Origin of the sequence: Novosphingobium sp. (assembly GCF_025351285.1) — a bacterium.
GTDB lineage: Bacteria > Pseudomonadota > Alphaproteobacteria > Sphingomonadales > Sphingomonadaceae > Novosphingobium.
On sequence record NZ_JANXWG010000034.1, the window covers coordinates 29,268 to 54,802 of the forward strand.

Genomic DNA, 25,535 nt, shown 5'->3' on the forward strand with positions numbered 1-25,535 from the left:
TGTCACTCGATGATGTGACGCCGTGTCCAGCGCAGGACGATGGCAACGCAGGCGATGACCACCGGCACGGTGATGGCCATCGCGATCTCGTGCGGGACGAGCGTCTGCGCGCCCAGCATGTAACCGATCAGCGCAACCGCGTAGTAGCTGATCACCACCACCGAGAGCCCTTCGACCGTCTGCTGCAGACGGAGCTGGAGATCGGTGCGGCGGTCCATCGATGTCAGCAGATCGCGGTTCTGCCGGGCCAGCGCGATGTCGATTCTTGTTCGCAGCAATTCGCTGGTCCAGGCCGCGCGTTGCGACAGATCATCGAGCCGCGCCGAGAATGAATTGCACGTACGCACCGCGGGCATCAGCCGGCGTTCGGTGAAATCACCCAGCGTCTGGTAACCGCGCACTACGCCGATCTTCAGGCTGGCCAGCCGGTCGACGCTCAATTGCGCGTAGGCCTGTGTCGCGCTCATCCGGTAGCGCGTTTCAGCGACAAGCCGCGCAAGTTCGGCCGACAGGAAGCTCAGCTCGTCAAGCAGGCGATCGTCTTCAGATGACCGTTCGGACACCGCCTGGGTCAGTTCGGACAAGCGCGTTTCAAGCCGGGTGACGGCCGGCGTAAGCCGTTGCGCAAGCGGCAGGCCGATCAAGGCCATGTTGCGGTAATTGCCCAGTTCCTGCAGCCGCATGATCAACTGGCCCGGCTCGTCGCGCTGCAAGCCGCGATCGTGGATCAGCAGCCGTCCATAGCTGTCGGCGTTGAGGCGAAAATCCGATGCGATCCGCGCCAGTCCGCCAGCCACGTCGCACACGATCGTCGCTTCGTCGGCGAACCACTGTTGCAAGTCCAGCGTCACGGGATCGAACGCATCGTCGGTCGCCACCGCGATCTGGGTCGAGCGGATGATCTGCCCGGGCATCCCGGCATAGACCCGGCCGCGCACTGGGTCGAAATCGGTCGGATCGAACAATTCTTCGGTCAGGCCAGGGCGCAACAAGGTGTAGGACGCGAATTCGGTGTGGCGTTCCCACACCAGCGTGATCCCGTCGATCGATAGGACGCCGTATTTGGCGGAGAGAGGGACGACCACTTCCGCACCGTTCATCAAATCTTCGATATGCGCGCGCGCGGCATCGGTCTGCGCCTCGTCCATCACGGTCAGGACTTGCATCATGCGGCAGGGCGCTGCAATTCGCGGCAGGCGCCGAACGTGCATCTCCGCCGAGAGCGAGGCGCGCAGCGGGTGGTCCTGGATGGTCATGTAGGGCCGGCCTGTGACAAGCGAAAGCCCGCGTCGCCGATGGCGGCAGCGCGGGCTTCGTTCACTTCTTGACGATCGCTGCCTGCGGACCGTTCATGGCGAGCGGCTTCACGGCGCCCGCAGCGGCGGGGGCCACGGCCGGGGCTGCGGCCATCACCAATGGCCCCTTCAGCGCGGGCGCCTGATCGATCATGCTGACCCCGCCCAGCGGCTTGTTCTGGCCCTGGTGGCAGGTGGTGCAGTTGACCTTATAGGGATCACCTTGCGGGCCCTTGCGATAGGCGGGGAACACCGATGCCAGCGAACTGATATAAGTGTTGTTGACGTCGCGAACCATGCGGATGCCGTACCAGGCGGTCACGCGCTGGGGCCGGCTTTGGCTCCACGAAGCAAACGCCTGGGTGTTGTGACAGAACGTACAATTGACCCCCAGCGCCTTGCTCATGTGCATCATCAGGCCGTAAGTCTTCTCGGCGGTCTGCACCGATGCGCCGGTCATCCTGCCCACGGGCAAGGCGGTATGCGCATTGACCCGGATGTTCTTTGCGCCGGCCAGATAATCACCAAAGCCGGTGGTCGGCAGATCGGAATAAGCCGCGTCGGCGCTCAGCTCGTTCATGCCATAGCGATTGCCCCGGATCGAGTTCGGGTTCTGCGCGCCCGGCATTGCCCACTTGTTGGTCGGGACCGCATTGCCGCGGTGGCAGGTATAGCAGGTGACGCCCACATTCTGGACGTGCGGTGACCATTGCGAATTGATGGTCTGCGTCATCTGGATCATGCGCCGCGCGACGATCTTGGTGTACTTTTCGTCCGAGGCCATGTTGGCCGGGTTGTGGCAATAGGCGCAACCCTGTTCGGGCGGTGCCACCCACTGGTTGATTTCCGCCATCAGGTGGTTGAACCGTTCGGCACTCACGCCGCCCAGGACCTTGACGTTCTGGTACGTTTGCCCGGCAGTCGGCCCGCCATCGGCCGGCAACGGGTAAGGCGCCGGCGGGATCGCCGCAGTCTTGACCATGTGGCGAACGTCGACGATCTGGTCGAGCCCGGCGCCGCGGTAACCGACTTGTGTCGATTGCTTGGGACCAGGTTCGCAGCCGCCCAGCAGTGCGATGCCCATGCCGCCGATCGAGGCGAGGACGATGTTAGTCAGCACGCGGCTCATTTCGGCGCTCCCGGCAGGGTTGCTGGATCGATGACTCCCGTGCCCGGATAGCCCGGCGCATAGTGGTGCATCACCGCCCACATATACCAGTTGTCGACCACGGTGCCCGTTAGCAGGATGCCGATGCCGCCGGTCAGCGGGGTCAGCACCGCGAACCACCAGGCCCAGCGGTGGATCGATTCCATCGTGGCGTTGAAGCCCATCGTCCAGCGCCAGAACAAGGCGGCGCGTTCGGATGCCGTGCCGCGATCGGTAATCTGTTCGATTTCGCGCTCGCCACCGTAGCGGCCGACCGAAAGGATCGTCGCGCCATGCATCGCGAACAGCAGCGTCGATCCGTAAAGGAACGCGATCGAAAGGCAGTGGAACGGGTTGTAGAACAAGTTGCCGTAACGGATCGAGAATGCCGCGGTCCAGTCAAGGTGCGGGAAGATGCCGAACGGTACAGCTTCGGCCCAACTGCCCATCAGCATCGGGCGGATGAAGCCCAGCGTGATGATCAGGAAGATACCGGCACCGAAAGCCCATGCAACGTGCGTTCCCATGCCGAGCGCGCGCGCTCGGCGGAACGTGCGCAGCCACCACAGCAGCAGCGACGCGGTCATGCAGAAGCCGGCGATCTGCCACCAGCCGCCTTGGGCGAGTGGCACGAACAGCTTGAAGCCCCACTGCGGCCCCGGCGGTTCGAGCGCGAGCCAGGGCAGTTGGCGAACGAACTGGATCGGGTTCCAGTTGACGCTTGCCCACATGTTGAGCCCGATGATCTCGAACGAAAGGAAGGCGAAGATCAGCGAGGCCATGCCCAGCGTGCCGAGATAGACCGGCCCGATCTGGGCGTTGCCGAACGTGCCCATCAGGTAGTTGTAGAAACCCTTGCCCGTGCGGGTGAAGGTGGCATCGCGCAGCGGCGGTCCGGCTTCAAGCGGTCCGCGCAACTGCACCTGGGTGAACATATTTTGATAGCGTGGCATCAGACGAGCCCCCCTTATGACCAGATCGGCAGATTGAGCCACCAGGTCCACCATTCGGGCCAGCCGCGTGTCCACAGCGGGCCAGAGATAATGATGCAGATCGCGCTCCAGAAGCCCGCCGACAGCGCGAGGAACAGGCCGAGGCGGTGAATGCCCAGCGTACCGACCGAATAGCCGATCGTGTCGCGGAAGAAGCCATCTTCGTATTCGGGCGACTTGACCGGTTCACCCGGCGCCGGGTTGACCGACGAAAGCACCAGACCGCCATGGAAGGCGAGCGCGCCACCGGTCACGAAGAAGAAGCTGACGGCGATCATGTGCGCAGGATTGTAGTGGAAGTGCAGGTACTGATACCCGGTGTTCGACACCCAATCGAGATGGCTGAAGATGCCATAAGGGAAGGCAAAGCCCCAGGCGCCGAGCAGGAACGGGCGGATCACCTCAAGCGAAACATACGCGAAGATCGCGAAGCCGTAAGCGAACGGGACATGATAGCCGATGCCCAGTTTTCGGCAGATCTCCACTTCGCGCAAGGCCCAGGACACGAAGGCCCCGATCGCGCAGATCGTGATGACTTGCCAGAACCCGCCTTCGCGCAGCGGTGCGAAGCCCAGCCCGTATTTGAGATCGGGCGGCGCGATGCTGATCAGCCACGGGTTCCACGTCGGCCCGAGCGATGCCGCGTAGAAAATCAACGCGGTGCCCAGCGATGCGGTGATCGCGGTGATGACTCCGAAGAAGCCGACATAGAAGGGGCCAACCCAGAAGTCGAACAGGTCGCCGCCGATCAGCGTGCCTCCCCGCACCCGGTATTTTCGCTCGAAGCTCAGCAGCGCCATCGCTTTTCTCCGTCCCCCGTCAAATGCTGGGGATCGTTTAGTTAAATCAGTAGTGGTGAGCGACGAGGCCGGCCTTGGCGTCCGGCCTCGTCTGCCTGTAATCGCGTAATGCGATTACGCTGCCCGGTCAGGGTCCCGCTGGTGTCGCTGGAGCTGCCACAGCCGCCGCCTTGTGCGGACCATCGAGCCAGTTGAACCGATCGGTGCTGAGCAGGATGAAATGAATCAACAGCGCCAGCACGAACAGGAAGATAAACAACGCGACCAGCGCACGGCGCGGGTCGAAGATCAGCCAAACTCTCCACATAACGTGGCTCCTTCTAATTTACCGTCTGGATATCCCAGCCTTTGAACCCGAAATCATGGGTTCAAAGCCAAGGACGCCAGTTCCAGACCAGTACGTGAGCGATGATCGCCACGACCGTGAAGATCATGAAGCTGGTAATGAACAGCTTGTGAAATTCCTTGGCCTCTTCGGGGGTCAGGTAAGTACCTGGTCCCATCTTGTCGTTTGGATCGTTCATACTTGCGTCTCCATTTTTCCCGGCGAGGGCGGGAGCGTGAAACGCGCTCCCCGACGGAATCCACCCGGGCCCATCGCCCGTGAGGATTTGTGTGCCCGCTGGTTCGACGGATCGACGCGGGAAAGAGGGGCCGCGATCATGTGTCGCGGCTTTCGGTGATGGCGAGCGCCAGGCGCTCGGGCGTAATGGATGCTTCTCCGGCGCGGCGCGCGGCGCGTTCGGCGGCATCGCGGATGCGCTTGGCCATCGAGATGCGCACCAGCACCGGCGCGCGTTCGACCACGGCGTCGAGTTCGGTCTTGGCCGCTTCCTCCCAGGCCAGTTCGCGCTCGATCCGGGCGAGCGTGGGCTCGGCCTTGTCGAGCTGGCTGGCCAGCGGCAGGATGTTGAACAGCGCGTCGAACAACGCATTGCACACTTCCTGGATCAGGTACGTCGCGCCCGAATAGCCCATGAACGGCGTGCCGGTATGCCTCCGGATCACCGCGCCTGGGAAGCTGGCGGGAATGTAGACGCTGCGAGGACCATAGCCGGCCGGCGCATCGGCCAGATACATCCGTTCGTTGAAACTACCGAACAGCACCAGCGGCGGATTGGTCGCGATCATGTCCTTGACCGACTGGTTGTCCGATTTGGTGCCCGCACACCGCGACACCGCGAAGTTGCAGGGCAAGCCCATGTCGTCTTCGAGGAACTTGCGGATGCCGCGGGCATAAGTGTCGGTGGCGACGATGCCGAAGCTGGCGGTGCCGAAGAAATCCTGTGTGACCGAACGCCACAAGTCCCACAGCGGCTTAATCGTGGTGTGCTTTTCGCGGGTGATGAACGGTTCGGGATCGAGCCCGGTCAACTCGCCCAGCTTGCGCAGGAACAGCGTGGTCGATTCAAGGCCGATCGGCGCCTGAAGGTATGGCCGCTCGAGCACTTCGCACAAGCCGCGGCCGAATTCGCGATACATGCACACGTTGACATGCGCGTCGGCCAGCTTGCGCACATCGGCGAGGTGGCTGCCGAGCGGGAAGACCATGTTGATCTGGGCGCCAATGCCTTCGACCAGCCGGCGGATTTCAGCCAGATCCGACGGCATGTTGAACGTGCCGTACATCGGGCCGATCAGGTTGACGCGTGGCTTCTCGCCATCCTTGGGCGGTTTTGCGGCAGGCACCTTCTTCGGGCCGAACTGGGTCCACAGCCAGGTCAGCGCGCGGTCACCCGACTGCCACTGGTCCTCGTCGATCGTCCGCGGCAGGAAGCGCTGGATATTGGTGCCTTCGGGCGTGACGCCGCCGCCGATCATCTCGGCGATCGATCCGGTCACCACCACCGAGGGCAGATCGGGATCGAGCGTGGCCCAGGCGCGCTTCATCGCGCCCTCGGTGCCGTCGCGGCCGAGTTCCTGTTCACCCAGGCCAGTAACCACGATCGGCAATTCGTGCGGCGGCAGGCCATCGGTGTAGTGCAGCACCGAGGTGACGGGTAGATTCTCGCAGCCCACCGGGCCATCGATGATGACTTGCAGGCCCTTGATAGCGGTAAACGCGTAAACCGCGCCCCAGTAGCCACCGGCCCGATCATGATCGAGGATCAGCGTCATGTGCCGATGTGCTCCTCGGCCTTGCCGGCCGCGATGCGCTTGGCGGCGTACTTCGCCTTGAATTCGGGGCGATCGACCGGGGTATTTTCCCAGACACCGGCGGTCGGGCCTGATCCGACGCCCTCGAAAAAGGCGGTCATCCGGTCGAAGCGATGCTGGTTGGCAAGCGCGGCGTTCACCACCATTGCCAGGCTGCCCGCGCCCGCCGGACCCATCAGCGGCCGCGCCGAGATCAGGTTGGTGAAATAAAGTGAAGGGGTGGACTTCTGCTTGGCGTACTGCACCACCGGTGTCGTGCCGATTGCAAGATCTGGGCCGAATTCCTCGAACGCGGCGATGTCCTGCTCAAGGCTGGCGCGAAACTGCACCCGCGCGCCGTGCGCCTCCAGCCATTCGCGGTCGGGATCGGACCACACCGTCCGCGGGCAGGCGGTGCCGACATAGGGCACATCGGCGCCGCTTTCGATCAGCAGCCGCGCCACCAGCAGTTCGGAGCCTTCGTAGCCCGAAACCGTGATGCGGCCCTTGATCGGTTTGGCGGCGAGCGCGGCGGCGATTGCGGGCAGGAACTTGTTCTTCGAGGCGTCGATCTTGTCCTGCGCGACTCCGCAAGCCTGCCCGATCGCGTCGAGCCAGGCCGCAGTGCCGTCGCGACCGACCGGCGCCGATCCGACCACGGTACGCCCCGCTGCCTGGAATTCACGCACGCTGGCGGTGTAGAACGGGTGGATCGCGCCGACGACAGCGCAATCGAGCGCCGAATAAAGCTCGCGCCATTCACGCGTGGGTACGACCGGTCCAGCAGCAAGGCCAAGCGGCGCCAGCATCAGGCCGATGCCCGGAGGATCGGCGGGGAACATCTCGCCCAGCAATGTCACGGTCGGGCGGTCGGGGCGCTCTTTCGGCGCGGCGACGGGGCCGGCTTCGGCCTCCTTGCGCGCATAGGACAGCATCGCGCCGGCGAGCACATCCTTGGCTTCGGCATGAGTCGGCACGCCGAAGCCGGGCACGTCGATGCCGATTACGCGGACGCCGTTGATCTGGTTGGGCAACAGTTGCAGCGGCACGCCCGAGGCGGTGGGCACGCACAAGTTGGTGACGATGATCGTATCGTAAAGCGCCGGATCGGCCAGGCCTTCGACGGCTTCCTTGATGTCTTCGAACAGTTTGCCCGTCACCAGCGTTTCGGAGCTGAACGGCACGTAGCCGACGCTGCGCTTGGCGCCGTAGAAGTGCGAGGTGAAGGTCAGCCCGTATACGCAACAGGCCGAACCCGACAGCACACTGGCGGTGCGGCGCATCCGCAAGCCGACGCGCAAGGAACCGAACGCCGGGCACATCGATTGCGGCTGATCGTGCGGACCCTGCGGGTAATCGGCGGCGTAGCGATCGAGCACTTTGGACTTGCCAGCCGCGACGGCCGCAGTGCGCATCGTGTCCTTCGAAGCGCAGCCACCTTCCACCGGTGCCGCCGCGAGATCGAGGCGGTCGCGTGCGCGGGGAAGGGTGGTTGCGTCCCCCATCAGACGGTGTCGTACACGACTTCGAGGCTTGGCTTGGTCACGTAAGCCGCGCCGCGCATGTCGGCCTGCGTCGCGGGCTTGAGCGAGTAATCGGCACCGGTCACGTCGGCGCTGAACAGCCCGAGCAAACCGTCCTGGTCGAGCGGGGTTGGGCGCAGCGGCGGCGCGCTGGCGACGTTGAGCGCCAGTTCCTCGAACAGCGATGCCCATTGCCCACCGGGCTTGCCGATGATCTGATAATTGGCGCTTTTCTTGCGGATATCCTCGTTGGCGGGGATCGCGCACAGCACCGGGATGCCGACGGCTTCGGCGAAGGCGTTCGCTTCGCCGGTGCCGTCATCCTTGTTAAGGATCATGCCGGCCACGCCGACATTGCCGCCCATCTTGCGGAAGTATTCGACCGCCTTGCAGACGTTGTTGGCGACGTAGAGCGATTGCAGGTCGTTCGACGCGACCACGATCACCTTCTGGCACATGTCGCGTGCGATCGGCAGGCCGAAGCCGCCGCAGACCACGTCGCCCAGGAAATCGAGCAGGACGTAATCGAAGCCCCATTCGTGGAAGCCCAGCTTTTCGAGTGTCTCGAAGCCGTGGATGATCCCGCGCCCGCCACAACCACGGCCCACTTCGGGCCCGCCCAGTTCCATCGCGAACACACCGTCGCGCTGGAAGCAAACGTCCTCGATGCCGATTTCCTCGCCCGCCAGCTTCTTTTTCGACGATGTTTCGATGATCGTGGGAGTCGATTTGCCGCCGAACAGCAGGCTGGTGGTATCGGACTTGGGGTCGCAGCCGATCAGCAGCACGCGCTTGCCCTGCTGCGCCATCATGTAGCTGAGGTTGGCGAGCGCGAACGACTTGCCGCTACCGCCCTTGCCGTAGATCGCGATGATCTGCGTTTCCTTGGTCACCGGGCCGGTGTGAACCGGATCGGGTTCTTCGCTTGCTTCGTGCCGCAACGGGCCTGGATCGAGCATACTCATATCGCGTTCCAGTCCAGGACCATCTTGAGGCAATCGGGGTCGGTAAATGCTTGCGGATAGGCTTCCGCCGCTTCCGTTGCCGGGCGAACGTGGCTGATCAGTCCGTCGAGCCGAAGCGCGCCGCTGGCGACCAGCGCCAGGACCGCGGCGGTGTCGGTCGGCGTAAATTCGGCGGCGATGCGCAGCTTGGCTTCGCGCATGAACGCGGGCGGAAAGGCGAACGACAGCCGGTCGTAGAATCCGGCCAGCACGATCTCGCCGCCCTTGCCGATGCGCGGGATCAGCGTGTCGAGAATGTCTGTCGCGCCGCTGGCATCGCAGATCGTGCGGTAATCCCGGCGTTCGTCGGTCTCAGGGTCGATCGCGGCATAGCCCGCGCCATCGCGGCGAGCGGCGTTGGTTTCCCACACCGCAGGCACCGGAGCGCCCAATGCGACTGTAATACGGGCGAGCAACCGACCGAGAATGCCGTGCCCGACGATAAGATCGGGAGCCGCACCGCCGGCAATGGCATGGTGCGCAGTCGCCGCAAGCGCGACCAGGATACCTTCGCGGCCAAGCGAATCGCTGATCGGCACGGCGCGCGCAGCCGGCAGGATGACCGTCCTCGCGGTTCCACCGAACAACCCGCGTGCATCGCGGTAGCAATTGGCGCCCGGAACGAACACCCATTCACCGATCCGCGACCGGGCATTGATGCCGGCATCGACCACGCGGCCAACCGATTCGTAGCCCGGCACCAGCGGATAGCCCATGCCGGGAAAATTCGGCATCCGGCCGGTCCACAACAGCTTCTCGGTGCCCGAGGAAATGCCGCTCCATTCGATTTCGACGCGGACGTCGGCGGTGTCCATCGCGGTGAGCGCGAGCGGCCGCAGAGCCAGCCTTTCCGGCGCTTCCATGATAACCGCTAGCGCGTTCATGCGCATCCCCCGCGACATGAAGTTCGGATCGAACCCCGTTTATGAGTGTAGTCTGGGCTGGACAGATTTATTTGTCAATCAGATTGGACAGTTCATGTCACCGCTTTGCAACGATGATCCGTGCAGTCAGCGGCATGGCGGTTGCGATCACGCGCGAGTGGGTGAACCCAGCCAATCGTAGCCTCTCCCTGATCTCGTCGGGACTGCGCGGGCGGCCAGAGCCCATCGCCAGGAGATAGAACCCGAAATAGGCGTCGCCCGCCGGTTCGGCGCCGGGCGTCTGCGCCATCGGCTCGGCAATGACCAAGGTTCCGCCGGGGGGTAGGGCCGAATGAATGTTGCGCAGCAAGGTCAGCGCCGGTGCGTCGTCATGATCGTGGAGAACGCGGATCAACGAGACGATGTCATGCCCTGGCGGCAGCGAATCGGTTAGGAAATTGCCGCCGAATGTTGTTGTTCTCGTCGATAGCCCGGCCTCTGCGAATCGGGCCTGCGCCCGGGTGCAAACGGCGGGAAGATCGAACAGCGAAAGTTCGAGCGCAGGCGCACGTGCGCCGACTGCGGACAGGAACGCACCTTCGCCGCCGCCCACGTCGAGCAGCCGCCGATGGCGATGAAACGGATAAGCATCAATGGCTTGGGCAGCGACCATCGGCTGCGATGCGGCCATCAACGCCGAATAAGCCGCAACGTCCGCGCTCTCGCCGCTGCCAGGCGACTCGGCATAGGCCCACAGCGCCGACAACGCACCGCCACCGCCACCGCGCCGCAACAGCGCCACCGGATCGGCCAGGTCCGCGTATAGCAAGTGGTGGTGCGCGACCATTTCAGCGATGCCGCGGTTGCCCAGCAACGCCGCGCCGTCGCTGCCCAGCGCCCATGCCTCGCCCAGCGGCTGCACCAGCCCGAGCGCGGCCGCAGCGCGCAGCAAACGTTGCGCGCCATCGGGTGGAAGATCGATTCGAGCGGCAATCGCAGCGGTGTCGAGCGGGCCTTCGGCGAGCAGCTCGAACAGACGTAGTTCGACACACGCGGCTAGGATTTGCGAATAGGTAAACCCCGCAACGAGATCGAACAGGGCCCGCGCACGCCGTCGCGCCACCGGACGGGTCAGTGGAAATCGTGTCGCGAAGTTTTGGAATCGGGGCGAGGCCAGCACGCGGTTGCGCCAGGCGATCCAGCGACCGCGCCACCCGAAATTGATCGTGCTGGACGAAACCATGTGTCAAATGGTGTGGACACATGATAGCCCTGCGTCAATGGCGGGTCGCCATGGGAGTGGGAACTGAATGTCCGGCGAGCGCGTGGTCGTGATCGGAGCAGGAGTGGGCGGGCTGGTCAGCGCCGCCCTGCTCGCTGCGCGCGGTTGCGACGTCACGTTGATCGAGGCGGCGGCGGGCCCGGGTGGAAAGCTGCGCTCGATTCTGGTCGACGGCGATGCCATCGATGGCGGGCCGACCGTGTTTACGATGCGCGACGTATTTGCGGACATCTTTGCGGCCTGTGGCGCCGATCTCGACGATCACCTCCAGATGCGGTCCGCAACGATCCTGGCGCGGCACGCCTGGGGGCAGGACCGGCTCGACCTGTTCGCCGATCCCGCCGCCAGCGAGGCCGCGATCGGTGATTTTGCCGGCGCCTCCGCCGCGCATGGCTATCGGGCATTCCGTGCCGAAGCTGCGCGCATCTTCAACGCGCTCGACCGGCCGTTCCTGCGGCGGACCAATACTGATCCGATCACGCTGGGCTGGCGCATGGGGCTGCGCGGTTTTGCCGATTACTGTACGCTGCGACCCTATACCTCGCTGTGGCGCGCACTGGGCGGCTATTTCCCGGACCCACGGTTGCAGCAGTTGTTCGGCCGCTATGCGACATATTGCGGTTCATCGCCGTTCGATTGTCCGGCCACGCTGATGCTGATCGCGCATGTCGAAGCCAGCGGCGTGTGGCTGATCGAAGGTGGCATGCACCGGCTGGCGATCGCGCTGGAGGACCTCGGGCGATCGCTGGGCGTGACCTTCCGTTATGGTGCGGCGGTGCGCGAGGTCTTGGTCGAACGCGGGCGCACGAGCGGTGTTGTCCTGCAAAATGGCGAGCGGATCGGCGCGACCTCGGTCATCTGCAACGCCGATCCCGCGGCGATCGGCGCCGGGCGTTTCGGCAGCGCGGTCCAGCGCGCCACCTCCCGGATTCCGCAACGCCGGCGTTCGCTGGGCGCGATGGTGTGGACGGGGCGCGCGAAGACAACGGGCTTTCCGCTGCAGCGCCACAACGTGTTCTTTTCCCAAGACTACGCGGCGGAGTTCACTGCGCTGGCCAAGGGTCGGCTGGCGGATTCGCCCAGCGTGTACCTCTGCGCGCAAGACCGCGATGCCGCCCATCAAGCGGCCGGCCAGCCCGACAGCGAGCGGGTCCAGATCATCGTCAACGCGCCGCCGATCGGCGACGGGCGCGGCTTCACTTCAGCGGAGATCGAGACATGCACACGGCAGATGCTGGACAGGGTTTCGCAAGCGGGGCTTTTGCTCGATCTGGCGCCTTCGACGGTGCTGACCACGCCGGCCGGGTTCGAGAGCCTGTGTCCGTCGACGGGTGGAGCCCTTTATGGACCGGCCTCGCACGGGTGGGCGGCCTCCTTCCGCCGGCAAGGCAGCCGGACGCGGATCCCTGGGCTCTATTGCGCGGGCGGGAGCACACACCCGGGCGCGGGCGTCCCGATGGCCGCGCTTTCCGGCCGACTAGCCGCCGATTGCCTGCTGCAGGACCGCGCTTCGATGTCGCGGTCGCGCCCAGTGGCTATGCCTGGTGGTACATCGACGCGACCAGCGACGCCAAAGGACCAGATGGCGGCCAGTACGGGCTGACGATCATCGCCTTTATCGGCAGCGTTTTCTCGCCGTATTACAAGCTTAGCGGTCGGCAGAGGCCCGAAAATCACTGCGCGATCAACGTCTCGCTCAACGGCCCGCGTGGGAGTGCCTGGGCGATGACCGAGCGCGGCGCTGCACGGGTCGATCGTTCGGCCGATCATTTCAGCGTCGGGCCGAGCGGCTTGAGCTGGGATGGCGATACGCTGGTGATCGACATCGCCGAAATCTCGGCGCCGCTGCCTTACAAAGTGCGCGGCACGGTGCGGGTGCGGCCCGAGATGATCGGCACGACCGCGTTTGCGCTCGATCCGGCGCGGCGGCATCGCTGGCACCCGGTGGCACCGCGCGCGCATGTCGAAGTGGAGATGTCGCATCCGGGCGTACGCTGGTCGGGATCGGGCTATTTCGATTCGAACTTCGGCGATGAGCCATTGGAGGATGGATTTGACGATTGGCACTGGTCGCGCGCGCATATGAAGAACGATGTGGCGGTGCTGTATGAAGGGCGCCGCCGCGATGGCACGCCGTTCGACCTCGCGGTCAAGCTCGATCGGCAGGGGCGTTGGCACGATGTGGTGCAGCCCGCAAAAGCTAGGCTGCCGCGCACCGGCTGGCTGGTCAAACGCGCGACGCGGGCCGACGAGGGATCGACCCCGCGCGTAATCAAGACCTGGATCGATGCGCCGTTCTATGCGCGATCGAAGCTGGCGACGCGGCTGTTCGGCGAGGATGTCGAGGCGGTGCACGAAAGCCTGTCGCTCGCGCGTTTCCGCTCACCGATCGTCCAGTCGATGCTCCCCTACCGGATGCCGCGCGCCTTCTGGTGATGGCGCGGCATCCTTCGCGGCCTTATCCTTGGCAATCTCGCGGTTGACCGAGATGAGCTGCCACACCGCAAAGCCGAGCGCGGGCACGCCGCAGATCGCCATGTCGAACAAGCTGAAGTACGACGAATTCATCGGGAAACCTCCGCAGCAAATTCCGTGATGAGCGCAGCAATGTCGCCCGATTTCTCCTCGTGCGCAAGATGGCCGAGACCGGGCAGCGCGATCAGCCGTGCGTTGGCAACCATCGCGGCAGCCTCGCGCGCGTTCGATAGCGGAATCGCGGCGTCGGCCTCGCCGTGGATCATCAGCAGCGGGACGGACAAGCGCGGCAGTTCGCGCTTGAGTGCGGGCAAGTCCCAATCGGCCATCATCGTGATCGCGCCCGAGCAATGGCCGGATGTTGCGAACAGCTTCTGGTAGCAGTCGATGCCTGCCGCATCGATCCGTGAACCCGTGCTGCGCGCCAGGAACCGCCCGGTCTCGCCCCGAATGCGGCCGAGTCGCGCGAACAGATGCGGCGCCAGCGGGTTGACGAACAGCAGCCGCGCCAGCGTTGGAAACAGTTTGGCGGCAAGCCCGGGGAAGGGCAGCAGCGCGGCCGATAGCCCGACGATCGCAGCAGGTTTTGCATGACCGTCGATCACCATGCGGATCGCGATCGCGGCCCCGGCGGAATGGCCGACGATGAGGGCAGGTTCGAGTGCGAACGCCACCATCAGGTCGCTCACCTCACGCGCCATTGCCGGCATGGCCAGTCCGTTGGCGGGGCGGCCGCTGGTAAATCCGTGCCCTGGCAAATCGAGCGCAACCACCCTGAACTGCGCGGCAAGCAGGGGCGCCAGATCGCGCCAACTGTGTGTCGCGGCCCCGGTGCCGTGGAGCAGGAGCACTACGGGCGCACCCTCTGGCCCCATGACCTGTACATGCCAGCGCTGCCGCCCGACATCGACGAAGCGGCTGCTCGCCCGGTTGGGCCAAGTGCGGCCCTCCACCGTCCAGCTAGGAGCATTTGTCACGCCTGCTGCGCCTGCCGGATCGCGGTGTGCATGGCGGCTGAATCGGCGCGCGGCAGTGGCAGGTAGCGTGCGCGCATGGCGGCGGCGAGCGCTGCACCTTCGGGCCGGGGGCGTGCCGAGATATCCACGAAGGCAGCGCCGATACCGGCCGCGGCGATGGCCTTTGCAGCGGCGATTGCATCGGCCTCGGCGTTGATACGCACGGCACGGCCATCGGCGGCGATGTTGGCTCGACCGTCGGTGAGGATCACCAGGAACGGCGTGCGGCCACGTGCGCGCGCCGCTTCGGCCAGGTCGCGCGCGGCGTTGAGGCCGGCGGCGAGCGGCGTTCCTCCACCACCGGGCAATTGTGCGAGCATCTTCCGCGCGCGAGCGAGCGAGCGCGTGGGCGGCAGCAGCAGTTCGGCAGCGATGCCGCGGAACGCCACCAGCGCGACCGACGCGCGCTTCACGTAGGCTTCGGCAAGCAGAAGTTCGACCGCGCCTTTCGCCTCGGCCAGCCGCGCCAGCGCCGATGATCCCGAGGCATCGACCGCGAAAATCGTCACGACTTCGGCGCGGGTTTCGAACCGGCGGACGCGAAGATCGTCGCGCCGGATGGCGATGCGGCCATCGGCGTTACGCAACTTCTGCCACGGCGCGGCAGCGCGTAGCGTGTCGATCAGGCTCAGCCGCCGGCCGCCACCCGGTACGCCTGCCACGGTGCCCTTGGGCCGGCCACGCGCCCCCGATTTGCGCCGCTCGCCGGCGCCGCGCGCATCGGCAGTGCGCGCACGTCGGCCACCGCCTTCGGCAATCCGCGCCAGCACATCGCGCGGGATCGCCGCCATCGCTGCGGCGAGAACGATGTCCTGCACCGGGTCGGGCACACCCCCGTTTTCTTCGTCGCCGTCCTGGTTTTCGGTATCGGGGGGAGGGGGCGGCGTATCGTGTTCGGGCTCGTCCGCCGCCGTGGCCGGCACGCGCGTTGCGCGCGGCGCCAGCACCAGCCGGGCGGCGAACGCGACGTCCTCGCTTGTGATAGCCTCGCGCCCGGCAAGTTTCGCCCGGCCCCGCGCGGCCCGAAGTGCGAACAATGGTGCACGCGCCGAGTCGATGCCGAGCGCGGCGGCGGTGGCTGCGAGCGCGGTCAGCACATCGTGCAACGGCAGCGGGTCACCTTGTGGCGTATCGGCGTCGTCCAACGCGGCGGAATCGCGATAGCCGTGCGGCAACTGCGATAAGTCGATCGAAAATGCCATCCGCTCGACCAGCCCCGCCGCTGGCCGCTCGTCGGGTTCGACCCCATCATCGAGCGCCACGATCACGAACCGCGCAGCCCCGCGCAACGCCATTCCATCGCGTTCGACCACCAGTTCGCCGGTGTCCATCACCGCCGCAATCCGGCCGGCGACAGCATCGGATAGCCGTTCGGCCATCGGCACGATCACCAACCCGCCATCGGCCTCGGCAAGCAGGCCGATCCGCGAAACCGCCTCGCCGCGCGACAGCGTAGCGGTCAGGTCGATCCCGCCGAGCAGCCTCTCGTCATCGATGTGCGATGGGATGCGGCGAACCGGCGCGCCCGGCGGCAAATGTTCGCGCAGTTCGCTGATCACGGCATCGCGCAAATCCCAGCCGCCGCGCAGGATCAGACCGCCCAGCCCCGGATCGGCCGCGCACAGCCGGGCTGCAATCAGGGCATCGCTAAAGGGATCTGGTATACCGGCGCCGGGCGCGCTCAAGACACCAGTTCCTCCGCGAGTTCCTCCAGCGCGCGCTCGATCCGCACGGTCGAGCCGGTTTCATCGAGCACGTTGCGGCGCAAGCGGTGGCGCAGGGCCATCGGCGCGACGGTGCGGATATGCCTGGCCGTGACCACGTCCGCGCCATCGAGCGCGGCCAGCGCACGCCCCGATCGCATCAGCGTAAGCTCGCCGCGCAACCCGTCGGCGCCCATCGCGATGCACAGCCGCGAAGCCAGCACCAGCACGTCATCGGGCACCACCACGTCCGCCAGCGCCGCGCGGCCGCGCGCGATCTGCTTCAGCGTCTTGCGTTCGGCCTTGCGCCAGGTTTCGGCAAAGCTCTCGGGCGTGCGCTCGAACGCGTCGCAGCGCTTGAGGATCTCGACGCGCTGCTTCAGGTCCTGCGGCGTGCGCACTTCGACCGACAGCCCGAAGCGGTCGAGCAATTGCGGGCGCAGTTCGCCCTCCTCGGGATTGCCGCTGCCGACCAGCACGAACTTGGCCGGATGCCGCACGCTCAACCCCTCGCGCTCGACCACGTTTTCGCCCGATGCGGCCACGTCGAGCAGTAGATCGACGATATGGTCCTCGAGCAGGTTGACCTCGTCGATGTACAGGAAACCGCCATGTGCGCGTGCCAGCAGCCCGGGCTCGAACGCCTTGACCCCGGCGCTGAGTGCGCGTTCGAGATCTAGCGCGCCGACCACGCGATCCTCGGTTGCGCCCAGCGGCAGATCCACGAACGGCACGGGCATCGTCGCGCCGGGTTTGCCTTGCGGCGGGCTGCCGTCCTGATAGCCGCCTTGCGAAACAGGGATCGGCGGCAGCAACGCCGCCAGCGCGCGCACCGCGGTCGATTTGCCGGTGCCGCGATCGCCGAACACCATCACCCCGCCGATCCGCGCATCGACCGCGGCGATCAGCAGCGCGCGTTTCATCTCGTCCTGGCCGACGATTGCGGAAAATGGGAAGGACACACGCATGGCGGGTGTGTAACACGCGCTGGACACTCCGCAAGATGGGCTTAGCAAGATGTCGGTACCGATTATAGTAGCCGTGGGTGTCGCGGTGGCCCTCGGCGGCTTCGGTGGGCTGATGACGCCGATCGGGCCGTGGTATGCCAATCTGCGCAAGCCGCGGTTGCAGCCACCCAACTGGCTGTTCGGTCCGGCCTGGACGGTGATCCTGGGCCTTGCCGCGTGGTCGGCGGTGATCGCCTGGAACGCCGCATCCGATCCGGCGGCGCGGACGAGCGTGATCATCCTGTTCGCCACCAACGCGGTGTTTCATGCGCTGTGGAGCCCGCTGTTTTTCCGCGCTCGCCGGCCCGATTGGGCGCTGATCGAGGTGGTGTTCCTGTGGGGCTCGCTGGTGGCGCTGGTGGCGGGCTTGTGGCCGATCTCGCATCAGGCGAGCCTGCTGATCGTGCCTTACCTCGCGTGGGTCAGCTTTGCGGCCTGGCTCAATTCGGCGATCGTGCGGCTGAACAAGCCGTTCGCCTGAACCTATTTCGGCTCAGGAAACTTGCCCAACCCGGCATCGGTGCCCATCATGCGATCCCACAGCCGGAAATAGAGCCCGTAATTGCAATTGTACTTGTCGTGGTGAAGCTGGTGGTGCGTCGCGGTGATGATCCAGCGGCCGGACGCACCATTGACGAAGGCGCGCGGGAACAGTTCCCACCCCATGTGATTGGTCACGCCCATCACCGTCATCACCGACAGCAACGCGATCAGCACGCCCACGTGGATCGGCAACAGCAGCGTCAGCGCCGGGATGATCAACGCGCCGCTCAGCGCTTCCCACGGGTGAAAGCTCATCGCTGCCCACGCGGTCGGCGGACGGCTGGCATGATGAACCGCATGCGCCGCGCGGAACCATGCGGGGCGGTGGAGCAGGCGGTGCGTCCAGTAGAACCACGTATCGTGCAGCAGCAGGCACAGCACGAACGACAGCGGCAGCCACCACAGCGGCCATTCGTGGACATTCTCGTAAAGCCGCGTCCATCCGCGTGCGCGCCAGCCCCAGGCAACGATGCCAGCCGGGATGCCATACACAGCGGCGCTGGCCAGCGACCATGCGATCTCGCGGCGAACCTGGCCGCCCAGCCGTGCATGAAGCCCCGGCATCCGGCGCTCGCTCGCCCAGGCAAAAGCGCCGCTGCTCAACAGATAGCGCACTGCGACGATCGCCGACATGGCTAGCGCGCTGCCCAGCACGGCCGGCCACGGAAATGAAACTGCACCAAGAGGCATGGCTTGGATTAGCAGCCCGGCAGCACTAAGACCATGGCAATGCAAGAGTCCGTAAATCAAGATCCGCTGATCATCGTCGGAGGCGGGCTGGCCGGATCGCTCGCCGCGCTGGTGCTGTCGCGGCGGCAGCCCGATCGTCCGCTGCTGCTGCTCGAAGCGGGCAGCGTGTTCGGCGGCAACCATACCTGGTCGTTCTTCGATAGCGACATCCCGCCCGGCGGGGAGGAATGGGTGCGCGCGTTGGAGCCAAGGGTCTGGCCACGTTATCAGGTCGCCTTCCCAGGGCATGAGCGAATGATCGAACATCGGTACAACGCGGTCGCTTCGCCCCGGCTCGATGCACTGGTGCGCGAACGCCTGCCGCGCGATCAATGGCGCTGCGATTGCATGGTGGCACGGATCGAGCCCCAGCGTGTGGTGCTGGACAGCGGCGATGCAATCAGCGCCTGCGCGGTGATCGATGCGCGTGGGCCGGATGGACCCATGCCCGGGCTGGAACTGGGCTGGCAGAAATTCGTCGGGATCGAATTCGCGGCGAAAGTGCTGGACCCGGAATGCGTCACGATCATGGATGCCAGCGTACCGCAAATCGATGGCTATCGGTTCGTCTATACCCTGCCGCTGGCCGCCGATCGCGTGCTGGTGGAGGACACCTATTACAGCGACAAGCCGGTGCTCGATGTCGAGCAGGTTTCGACCCGGGTGCGCGCCGCGGCGCTGGCCCAAGGTATCGACGCGCCCGAAATCCGGCGCGAAACCGGCGTGCTGCCGATCTGCATCGGCGGTGATCCCGATGTGTTCTGGCCGGCGGACGATCCGGTGGCGCGGCTGGGAATCAAGGGCGGGTTCTTCCAGGCCACCACCGGCTATTCGTTCGCGCTGGCACTGCGCACCGCGCTGGAACTGGCGCAATGCGATGACTTTTCGGCGCCCGCGCTGGCGGCGTGGAGCCGGCAGCAATTCATCTCGCACTGGCAGCAATCGGCCTACTATCGCCTGCTCAACAGCATGATTTTCCACGCTGCGGCACCGCACGAACGCTATCGCATTTTCGAGCGGTTTTATCGCTTGTCCGAACCGCTGATCGCGCGGTTTTACAGTGGTGATCTGACGATGTTCGACAAGGCGCGCATTCTCACCGGCAAGCCACCGGTGCCGATCGGCGCGGCATTGCGCTCGCTGCGCTATTCGGCGACGGGTCTGCGATGATGGCTGAAGGCATCGCGCGGGCCGCGCTGGTGAAGCAGGCCCATGCCAGCATCACGCAAGGGTCGCACAGCTTCGCGGTGGCGAGCCGGCTGTTCGGGCGCGAAGCGCGTGAGCGGGCGTGGCTGCTTTATTGCTGGTGTCGCGCGGCCGACGATCTCACCGACGGCCAGGAAGCGGGCCATGCCGGGCGTGCGTCCGAACCGGTGGCAGGCAATCCGCTGGTGCAGCAAGCGCGGCTGGTCGAATTGACCCGAACGGCATTGGACGAAGAAGCGACGGTGCCGTTGCCGTTCGCCGCGCTGCGGCAGTTGTCGCGCGAAGTCGATATTCCGCGCCAGTGGATCGACGATCTGCTCGAAGGCTTTGCGTTGGATGCGCAAGGCTGGAGTCCGCAATCGACCGATGATTTGTTGCGCTATTGCTATCATGTTGCAGGCTCGGTCGGTCGGATGATGGCGGTGGTGATGGGCGTCGATCCGGCCGATACCGACACGCTGGACCGCGCCTGCGATCTGGGCATTGCATTCCAGCTTGCCAATATCGCGCGCGATATCGTGCCCGATGCAGCAACCGGCCGGGTTTATCTGCCGGCGGAGTGGTTGGACGAAGCGAACCTCGGTCCCGAAACGCTCGGACTTGCGGCGAACCGCGAATCGCTGGCCGGCGTCGCGGGGCGGCTGGTGCATCTGGCGCGTGCTTATCGCGCATCGGCGCGGGTGGGTGCGGCACGGTTGCCGCTGCGTTCGCGGCTGGCTGTGCTGGCGGCCGAGGCGATCTATGGCGAGATCGGTGAGCGGGTCATCCGCAAGGGCCCGGCGGCGTGGGATACCCGCGTGCGCATCATCGGCTCGCAGAAACTGGCGCTGCTGGCGGTGGCTGCCGCGCGATCGGCCCGACCGTCACCAGCGGCATCGCGCCACGGGCTATGGACGGCGCCGGTCTAGGACGGGTGCGCGCAGTTCGCCGTCCTGGCTCTCGCGCAACTGCTGTTTCAACAGGTCGACCGGCGGTGCGTAAAGAAAGCCGAAGCTGACCGTGCCGTGCTTGCTTTCCACCACATGGTGGATGCGGTGCGCCTGGACGATGCGCTTGAAATAGGCCGAGCGCGGCACGATCCGGTGCGGCAGCCGGCGGTGGACGATCCAGTCGTGAAAGCCGAAATAGATCGCGCCATAGCCTGCGATCCCGGCGCCGACTGCGGTCACCCCGCTGCCCCAGCCGTAGGCGACGCCAAGGTCGATCAGCACGATCGATGGGACTGCGAAGATCACCGCGTAAAGGTCGTTCAGCTCGAACCAGCCGCTCCGCGCGCGGTGGTGGCTGGCGTGAAGAAACCAGCCCGGCCCGTGCATCACCCAGCGGTGCATGACATAGGCAAAAAGTTCCATGCCCGCGACGGTTGCCAGAAAGATTGCGACTTCACTCATTACTGCCGCCGATTATCGCGCAGCGCGCCAACAAGCAAACGCCCCTTGGTGCCGGTGGTGCCTGCGCTCTGGCAATCCGGCTTTTGCTGTGGTTTATAGAAGGACATACGCAGGTCGCTCTCGATACCTCACGGGGAAATATGCAGTCCTCCACTCCGTCGCTGCCACAGATCGAGAAACTGCGACTTCACACCCAGCGGCTGACCAACGATCTCGATCGGCTGATGTTCGAGGCGATTCCGGTCGGCACCGGCAGCCCGATGCGGTTGGCCCAGGCGATGCGCTATGCGGTGGTCCCAGGGGGCAAGCGGTTCCGCGCTCTGCTGACCGTTGCGGTGGCTGACCTCGTCGGCGGAGCTTACGACCATGCGCTGCGGGTCGGTGCGGCGATCGAATGCGTGCACGCGCAGTCGCTGATCCACGATGACCTGCCGTGCATGGACAACGACGATTTTCGGCGCGGCAAGCCCACCGTGCACAAGGCCTTCGACGAAGCGACCGCGGTGCTGGCCGGCGATTCGCTGCTGGCGCTGGCGTTCGAACTGCTCGGCCACGAAGCCACGCATCCTGACGCCGGCGTGCGCATCAAGCTGGTGCTGACGTTGGCGCGCGCGATGGGGCAGGATGGCCTCGCCGGCGGGCAGATGATGGATTTGTACCCGCCGCCCGACGCGTCGGTCGATGAGGTGGCGATGTGCGAAACGCTCAAGACGGGCGCGCTGATCAGCTACTGCGTCGAAGCAGGCGCGATGCTGGGCCATTGTACCCCCGAACAGTCCGCGGAGTTGACGCGATTCGCGCGGGCGCTGGGGCGTGCGTTCCAGATCCGCGACGATGTGCTCGACCGGATCGGGGACGAGATCATCGTCGGCAAAGCGGTCGGCAAGGACCAGGGCAAGGGCCGCAAAACCACGCTGAGCGTGATGGGGCTCGACAAGACCCGCACCGAAGTGGCCCGGCTGGCGCGCGAATGCGAAGAGGCGCTCGCAGGGTTCGGGCAGGAAGCCTCGATCCTGCGTGACCTGACCCGGCTGGCGATCAACCGATTGAATTGAAATCTGGCATCCCCGCCATCACGACCGACAGGAACCGAGTCATGATCCGAATCAAGCATCTGCTGGCCTTGGCTGCGCTCGTCACCGCCAGCCCGTCGCTGGCTGCACTGAAACTCGGCGCGCAGGCTCCCGATTTCACCACACAGGCCTCGCTCGCGGGCAAGCCCTTCACGTTCCACCTGGCCGATGCGCTGCGCAAGGGCCCGGTCGTGCTCTATTTCTTCCCCGCCGCCTTCACCAGCGGCTGCACGATCGAAGCGCATGACTTCGCCGAAGCCACCGCGACGTTCAACGCGCTGGGCGCCACCGTAGTGGGCGTTTCGGCCGATCCAATCGACAAGCTCAACAAGTTTTCGGTGTCCGAATGCCGCAACAAGTTCGCCGTCGCCTCGGCCAGCGGAAAGTTGATTTCGGCGTACAAGGTCACGCTGCCGCTGATGGGCGTGTCGAACCGCACATCGTACGTGATCGCGCCCGGCGGCCGCGTGCTGCTGGCTTACAGTGCGCTCAGCCCCGCCGGCCATGTTGGCAGGACGATGGATGCGGTCAAGGCGTGGCGGGCCACCAAGCGCTAAGCGGACATTTTTTCGAAGTTGGCCAGCGTTACGCCGGCAGGCCCTCGACAATCCGCTGATCGACCTTGAAATCGCGAGCAATTTCGCGCGCGGTCATCTTGGCGGACATCATCACCGAGGGCGTGCCCCCGCCGGGCTGCGTGCCTTGGCCGACCAGATACAGCCCGGTCACGTCCTCGCTGCGGTTGTGTGGCCGGAAGAACGCGGTCTGCGTCAGCCGTGGCTCCACGCCGAAGCCGTTGCCGGCATACGAGCCCAGCACCTGCTCGAAATATTCGGGCGTCACGAAGCTGCGATAGACCATCCGTTCGCGCAACCCGGGGATATAGCCGCGATCATCGAGGAAGCCGATTACCTTGTCGGCAAACTGTTCGCCGGTCACGCCCCAGTCGGTCTGGCCCAGCGTGTTGGGCACCGGGATCAACGTATAGGCCGCGTGATGGCCCTCCGGCGCCATGCTCGGATCGGTGAGCGTGGGGATGTGCAGGTATTGCGAGAAGTCTTCGGCCAGGATCTTGCGTTCGAAGATGTCGGTGAGCAATTCCTCGTAACGCGGCCCGAGGATGATGTTGTGGTGCCGCAGATCGGGATCGCCATCGCGCTTGGCATAGCCGAAATAGATCACCATCAGCGACATGCTCTGCTTGCGAAACTTGACCACCGCATCGCGATTGATCTTGCGGTGCACCTTGTCGACGAGGCGCAAATAGGTGGTGGCGTAATCGGCGTTCGAGACCACCAGATCGGCCGCAAGGAGCTCGCCTGACGCCAGCGTCACGCCTGCGGCCACGTGGCTGCGCCCGCGCTTTTCGACGTCGATCTTCGCCACCGCGGCGTTCAACCGCAATGTCCCGCCCAGTTCCTCGAACTTGCGCACCAGCGCCGCCACCAGCGCGCCGGTGCCGCCCATCGCGTAGTGGATGCCCCAGGTCTTCTCGACGAAATGGATCATCGCGTAGATCGCCGGCACTTTGAGCGGGTTACCGCCCACCAGCAGCGGCTCGAAGCTGAACACCTGCCGCATCTTGTCGCTTTTGAAGTACTTCGAAACGAGCGAAAACAGCGGCTGGATCGCTCCCAGCTTGAGCAGATCGGGCAAGACCCCGAACATCGAACCCAGGCTGCCGAAATAGGTATAGCCCAGTTCCAGAAACCCGCGCTCGAAGATCGCGCGCGCGGCTTCGTGGAAGCGTTCGTACCCCTCCACATCCTCGGGCGCGAGCCGCGCGATCTGCGCGCGCACATGCGCCTGGTCGGCGTTGTAATCGAAGAATGTGCCGTCATCGAAATAGATGCGATAGAACGGCAGGATCGGCACGATATCGACATAGCGCCGCGTGTTCGGCCCGCCGGTCTTGCCATCGCTCCCGACGGGGTTGTCGGATAGCACATCGGGCGGGAAATCGGGCGCCGCCAGCATCGCCACATCGCGTTCGAGCGCGAACAGCTCCTCGATGAAGTGCGGCACGGTCAGCACCGTTGGCCCCATGTCGAAGGTAAAGCCCTGTTCGCGCCGCACGTAAGCGCGCCCGCCGGGCTGGTCGAGCTGCTCGACGATCGTGGTGTCGAACCCCAGGCTCTGCAACCGGATCGCGCAAGCGATGCCGCCGATGCCCGATCCGATCACGATGGCGCTACGACGGGTCATGCACTGGCCTTTGCAAACGAGCATTCTGATCTGGATGAATGCGGTCGCTCTAGCCGTTTTTCCAGCCAGCGCGACAGCGCAAGGTGCGGCACGGCCACCGATGCCAGCAACTGGAACGCCTGCGCTGCCCAGCTCCCGCCGATTTGCCCTGGCACCACTCTTTGCTGCGCCCACCAGCCGATCAGCGTGGCCGCCGAAAACAGTGTTCCGGTCGCCAGCCAGCGTGTTTGGGACATGTCACGCAGCGAGGCTCGCGATTGCGCCAGGTGCCGCGGCGCGTGCAGGAACACGAAAAACAGCGTGAACCCTGCAACCGGCGGCAGCGCCACAAGCATGGCGAGACAGACCACCATTGCAGCAGCCCACTGGCGATTGCCGTTGCGCCAGGCGGTTGCCACGCCCACCGACGTGACCAGCAACGCCACCGGCGCCGCCGCAATGACCACTTTCGCGACAATCGCGGCCCGCGCGTCGCTCATGGCCACGAACAACGCGGCCACGCCCGTCGGATGCCCGATCGCGGCCGCCGCGATCACCGCCGCTCCTGCAGCAAACCGCAGCAGCGCCACATCGAGCATCGCCCAGTCCTCGCCGAAATGGAATGCCGACACCGCCAGGAACAGGACGAGCGTCAGCAGCGGCGCCGCGATCCACAGGAGCGCCATGAGCGCGACGATCGCCGCATAGCTGCTCACCGCCAGCGCCATGGCAGACCGATCGAGCGAAGCCGCACGACGCAGCAGCGCCATGTCGTAGGCCCCATGCGGCAACCCGCCACCGATCATCACGATCGTTGCCGTGGCGATTGCCGCCGGCTGCGACAGCGGCGCGCGCAGCATCAGCCCGACCGCGAGCGCGACCGCCGCCAGCCAGAACAATGGATGCACGAATGCTCCGCGCCCGGTGGGAACGCGGAGCTTCGCTGCGGCCAGGGTATGGGCCAGCACAGGCATCGGATCAGGCAGTCAGGCCTTTCGGCTCCGTCCCGCCGTGTGCGCCCGCTTCGACTTCGGACTTGCGCGCGGCGATGAGGAAAATCAGCACACCGAGCCCGGCCTTGGCGAGAATGTCGGCAATCGTGTAACCGATCTGGATTGTCGTGGTTACCGTTCCCCCGGTCAAACCGACATAAGGTGCCATGTAGA

At 65.4% G+C, this 25,535-nt stretch carries 26 protein-coding genes and 1 pseudogene; 7 read left to right on the forward strand and 20 right to left on the reverse strand.

Annotation, left to right across the window (positions count from 1 at the left end; translation table 11 throughout):
- Window positions 1-2: 2 nt before the first annotated feature.
- From Q0R16_RS04065 to Q0R16_RS04115, 11 genes are all read right to left on the reverse strand, one after another.
- Window positions 3-1,256, reverse strand: coding sequence for a DUF3422 domain-containing protein (locus Q0R16_RS04065; RefSeq protein WP_295632292.1), 1,254 nt, complete (start codon window positions 1,254-1,256; stop codon window positions 3-5).
- 61 nt (window positions 1,257-1,317) lie between these two features.
- On the reverse strand, window positions 1,318-2,424 hold the full coding sequence (gene pufC / locus Q0R16_RS04070; protein ID WP_295632295.1) for a photosynthetic reaction center cytochrome PufC: 1,107 nt from the start codon (window positions 2,422-2,424) through the stop codon (window positions 1,318-1,320).
- Window positions 2,421-3,395 carry a photosynthetic reaction center subunit M gene (gene pufM, locus Q0R16_RS04075; protein WP_295632298.1) on the reverse strand — a complete coding sequence of 325 codons (975 nt, stop codon included), beginning with the start codon at window positions 3,393-3,395 and terminating at the stop codon, window positions 2,421-2,423. Before pufM ends, pufC begins: the two co-directional genes overlap by 4 nt.
- A gap of 14 nt (window positions 3,396-3,409) precedes the next feature.
- Window positions 3,410-4,234: a photosynthetic reaction center subunit L gene (gene pufL / locus Q0R16_RS04080; RefSeq protein WP_295632301.1), complete on the reverse strand. Its 825-nt coding sequence runs from the start codon at window positions 4,232-4,234 to the stop codon at window positions 3,410-3,412.
- 127 nt (window positions 4,235-4,361) lie between these two features.
- Complete coding sequence (gene pufA / locus Q0R16_RS04085; RefSeq protein ID WP_295632304.1) at window positions 4,362-4,541, reverse strand: light-harvesting antenna LH1, alpha subunit; 180 nt, start codon at window positions 4,539-4,541, stop codon at window positions 4,362-4,364.
- A 61-nt stretch (window positions 4,542-4,602) separates the two neighbouring features.
- Window positions 4,603-4,758: a light-harvesting antenna LH1, beta subunit gene (gene pufB, locus Q0R16_RS04090; protein WP_295632307.1), complete on the reverse strand. Its 156-nt coding sequence runs from the start codon at window positions 4,756-4,758 to the stop codon at window positions 4,603-4,605.
- Between the two features lie 136 nt (window positions 4,759-4,894).
- Window positions 4,895-6,352, reverse strand: a complete 1,458-nt coding sequence (bchZ, locus tag Q0R16_RS04095) for a chlorophyllide a reductase subunit Z (protein ID WP_295632310.1) — start codon at window positions 6,350-6,352, stop codon at window positions 4,895-4,897.
- Window positions 6,349-7,875 carry a chlorophyllide a reductase subunit Y gene (gene bchY / locus Q0R16_RS04100; RefSeq protein ID WP_295632314.1) on the reverse strand — a complete coding sequence of 509 codons (1,527 nt, stop codon included), beginning with the start codon at window positions 7,873-7,875 and terminating at the stop codon, window positions 6,349-6,351. Before bchY ends, bchZ begins: the two co-directional genes overlap by 4 nt.
- Window positions 7,875-8,858: a chlorophyllide a reductase iron protein subunit X gene (locus Q0R16_RS04105; RefSeq protein WP_295632316.1), complete on the reverse strand. Its 984-nt coding sequence runs from the start codon at window positions 8,856-8,858 to the stop codon at window positions 7,875-7,877. The genes bchY and Q0R16_RS04105 overlap by 1 nt, the downstream gene beginning before the upstream one ends.
- On the reverse strand, window positions 8,855-9,781 hold the full coding sequence (bchC, locus tag Q0R16_RS04110) for a chlorophyll synthesis pathway protein BchC (protein ID WP_295632319.1): 927 nt from the start codon (window positions 9,779-9,781) through the stop codon (window positions 8,855-8,857). The genes Q0R16_RS04105 and bchC overlap by 4 nt, the downstream gene beginning before the upstream one ends.
- A 97-nt stretch (window positions 9,782-9,878) precedes the next feature.
- Window positions 9,879-11,003, reverse strand: a complete 1,125-nt coding sequence (locus Q0R16_RS04115) for a methyltransferase (RefSeq protein ID WP_295632322.1) — start codon at window positions 11,001-11,003, stop codon at window positions 9,879-9,881.
- Between the two features lie 67 nt (window positions 11,004-11,070).
- Between Q0R16_RS04115 and crtD the strand changes: the two genes are divergently transcribed.
- Together crtD and Q0R16_RS04125 are read left to right on the forward strand one after the other, a co-directional pair.
- A complete protein-coding gene (crtD, locus tag Q0R16_RS04120; RefSeq protein WP_295632325.1) occupies window positions 11,071-12,645 on the forward strand; it encodes a 1-hydroxycarotenoid 3,4-desaturase CrtD in 1,575 nt (524 codons plus the stop codon).
- Window positions 12,531-13,478, forward strand: a complete 948-nt coding sequence (locus Q0R16_RS04125; RefSeq protein WP_366857084.1) for a hydratase — start codon at window positions 12,531-12,533, stop codon at window positions 13,476-13,478. The genes crtD and Q0R16_RS04125 overlap by 115 nt, the downstream gene beginning before the upstream one ends.
- Here Q0R16_RS04125 and Q0R16_RS04130 read toward each other — a convergent pair.
- The 4 genes from Q0R16_RS04130 to Q0R16_RS04145 are packed head-to-tail and all read right to left on the reverse strand — an operon-like array spanning window position 13,425 to window position 17,204.
- The gene (locus tag Q0R16_RS04130; protein WP_295632328.1) at window positions 13,425-13,610 is read right to left on the reverse strand and encodes a hypothetical protein; all 186 of its coding nucleotides are present in this window, start codon (window positions 13,608-13,610) and stop codon (window positions 13,425-13,427) included. The two genes, Q0R16_RS04125 and Q0R16_RS04130, sit on opposite strands and share 54 nt — an antisense overlap.
- Window positions 13,607-14,494, reverse strand: coding sequence for an alpha/beta fold hydrolase BchO (gene bchO, locus Q0R16_RS04135; RefSeq protein ID WP_295632331.1), 888 nt, complete (start codon window positions 14,492-14,494; stop codon window positions 13,607-13,609). Before bchO ends, Q0R16_RS04130 begins: the two co-directional genes overlap by 4 nt.
- The gene (locus Q0R16_RS04140) at window positions 14,491-16,218 is read right to left on the reverse strand and encodes a magnesium chelatase subunit D (protein WP_295632334.1); all 1,728 of its coding nucleotides are present in this window, start codon (window positions 16,216-16,218) and stop codon (window positions 14,491-14,493) included. The genes bchO and Q0R16_RS04140 overlap by 4 nt, the downstream gene beginning before the upstream one ends.
- On the reverse strand, window positions 16,215-17,204 hold the full coding sequence (locus tag Q0R16_RS04145) for an ATP-binding protein (RefSeq protein WP_295632338.1): 990 nt from the start codon (window positions 17,202-17,204) through the stop codon (window positions 16,215-16,217). Before Q0R16_RS04145 ends, Q0R16_RS04140 begins: the two co-directional genes overlap by 4 nt.
- A gap of 49 nt (window positions 17,205-17,253) precedes the next feature.
- Between Q0R16_RS04145 and Q0R16_RS04150 the strand changes: the two genes are divergently transcribed.
- Entirely contained in the window at window positions 17,254-17,724 is a 471-nt protein-coding gene (locus Q0R16_RS04150) for a TspO/MBR family protein (protein ID WP_295632341.1), read from the forward strand.
- A 2-nt stretch (window positions 17,725-17,726) separates the two neighbouring features.
- Here the strand turns inward: Q0R16_RS04150 and Q0R16_RS04155 are convergent, their stop codons facing one another.
- Complete coding sequence (locus Q0R16_RS04155; RefSeq protein WP_295632344.1) at window positions 17,727-18,419, reverse strand: sterol desaturase family protein; 693 nt, start codon at window positions 18,417-18,419, stop codon at window positions 17,727-17,729.
- Between the two features lie 96 nt (window positions 18,420-18,515).
- Between Q0R16_RS04155 and crtY the strand changes: the two genes are divergently transcribed.
- Together crtY and Q0R16_RS04165 are read left to right on the forward strand one after the other, a co-directional pair.
- The gene (crtY, locus tag Q0R16_RS04160; protein ID WP_295632347.1) at window positions 18,516-19,685 is read left to right on the forward strand and encodes a lycopene beta-cyclase CrtY; all 1,170 of its coding nucleotides are present in this window, start codon (window positions 18,516-18,518) and stop codon (window positions 19,683-19,685) included.
- Window positions 19,682-20,629, forward strand: a complete 948-nt coding sequence (locus Q0R16_RS04165; protein WP_295632351.1) for a phytoene/squalene synthase family protein — start codon at window positions 19,682-19,684, stop codon at window positions 20,627-20,629. The genes crtY and Q0R16_RS04165 overlap by 4 nt, the downstream gene beginning before the upstream one ends.
- On the opposite strand, the gene Q0R16_RS04170 is transcribed toward Q0R16_RS04165, so the two are convergent.
- The gene (locus Q0R16_RS04170) at window positions 20,609-21,112 is read right to left on the reverse strand and encodes a sterol desaturase family protein (RefSeq protein WP_295632355.1); all 504 of its coding nucleotides are present in this window, start codon (window positions 21,110-21,112) and stop codon (window positions 20,609-20,611) included. The two genes, Q0R16_RS04165 and Q0R16_RS04170, sit on opposite strands and share 21 nt — an antisense overlap.
- 140 nt (window positions 21,113-21,252) lie before the next feature.
- Here Q0R16_RS04170 and Q0R16_RS04175 point away from each other — a divergent pair, with 140 nt between their 5' ends.
- Window positions 21,253-22,167, forward strand: coding sequence for a polyprenyl synthetase family protein (locus tag Q0R16_RS04175; RefSeq protein WP_295632357.1), 915 nt, complete (start codon window positions 21,253-21,255; stop codon window positions 22,165-22,167).
- A 41-nt stretch (window positions 22,168-22,208) separates the two neighbouring features.
- Window positions 22,209-22,742, forward strand: coding sequence for a peroxiredoxin (locus Q0R16_RS04180; RefSeq protein WP_295632361.1), 534 nt, complete (start codon window positions 22,209-22,211; stop codon window positions 22,740-22,742).
- A gap of 28 nt (window positions 22,743-22,770) precedes the next feature.
- On the opposite strand, the gene crtI is transcribed toward Q0R16_RS04180, so the two are convergent.
- From crtI to Q0R16_RS04195, 3 genes and pseudogenes are all read right to left on the reverse strand, one after another.
- The gene (gene crtI / locus Q0R16_RS04185) at window positions 22,771-24,390 is read right to left on the reverse strand and encodes a phytoene desaturase family protein (protein WP_295632365.1); all 1,620 of its coding nucleotides are present in this window, start codon (window positions 24,388-24,390) and stop codon (window positions 22,771-22,773) included.
- A complete protein-coding gene (locus Q0R16_RS04190; protein WP_295632368.1) occupies window positions 24,387-25,277 on the reverse strand; it encodes a Brp/Blh family beta-carotene 15,15'-dioxygenase in 891 nt (296 codons plus the stop codon). The genes crtI and Q0R16_RS04190 overlap by 4 nt, the downstream gene beginning before the upstream one ends.
- A 70-nt stretch (window positions 25,278-25,347) precedes the next feature.
- Window positions 25,348-25,535: pseudogene (locus Q0R16_RS04195) on the reverse strand (hypothetical protein); the annotation flags it as partial.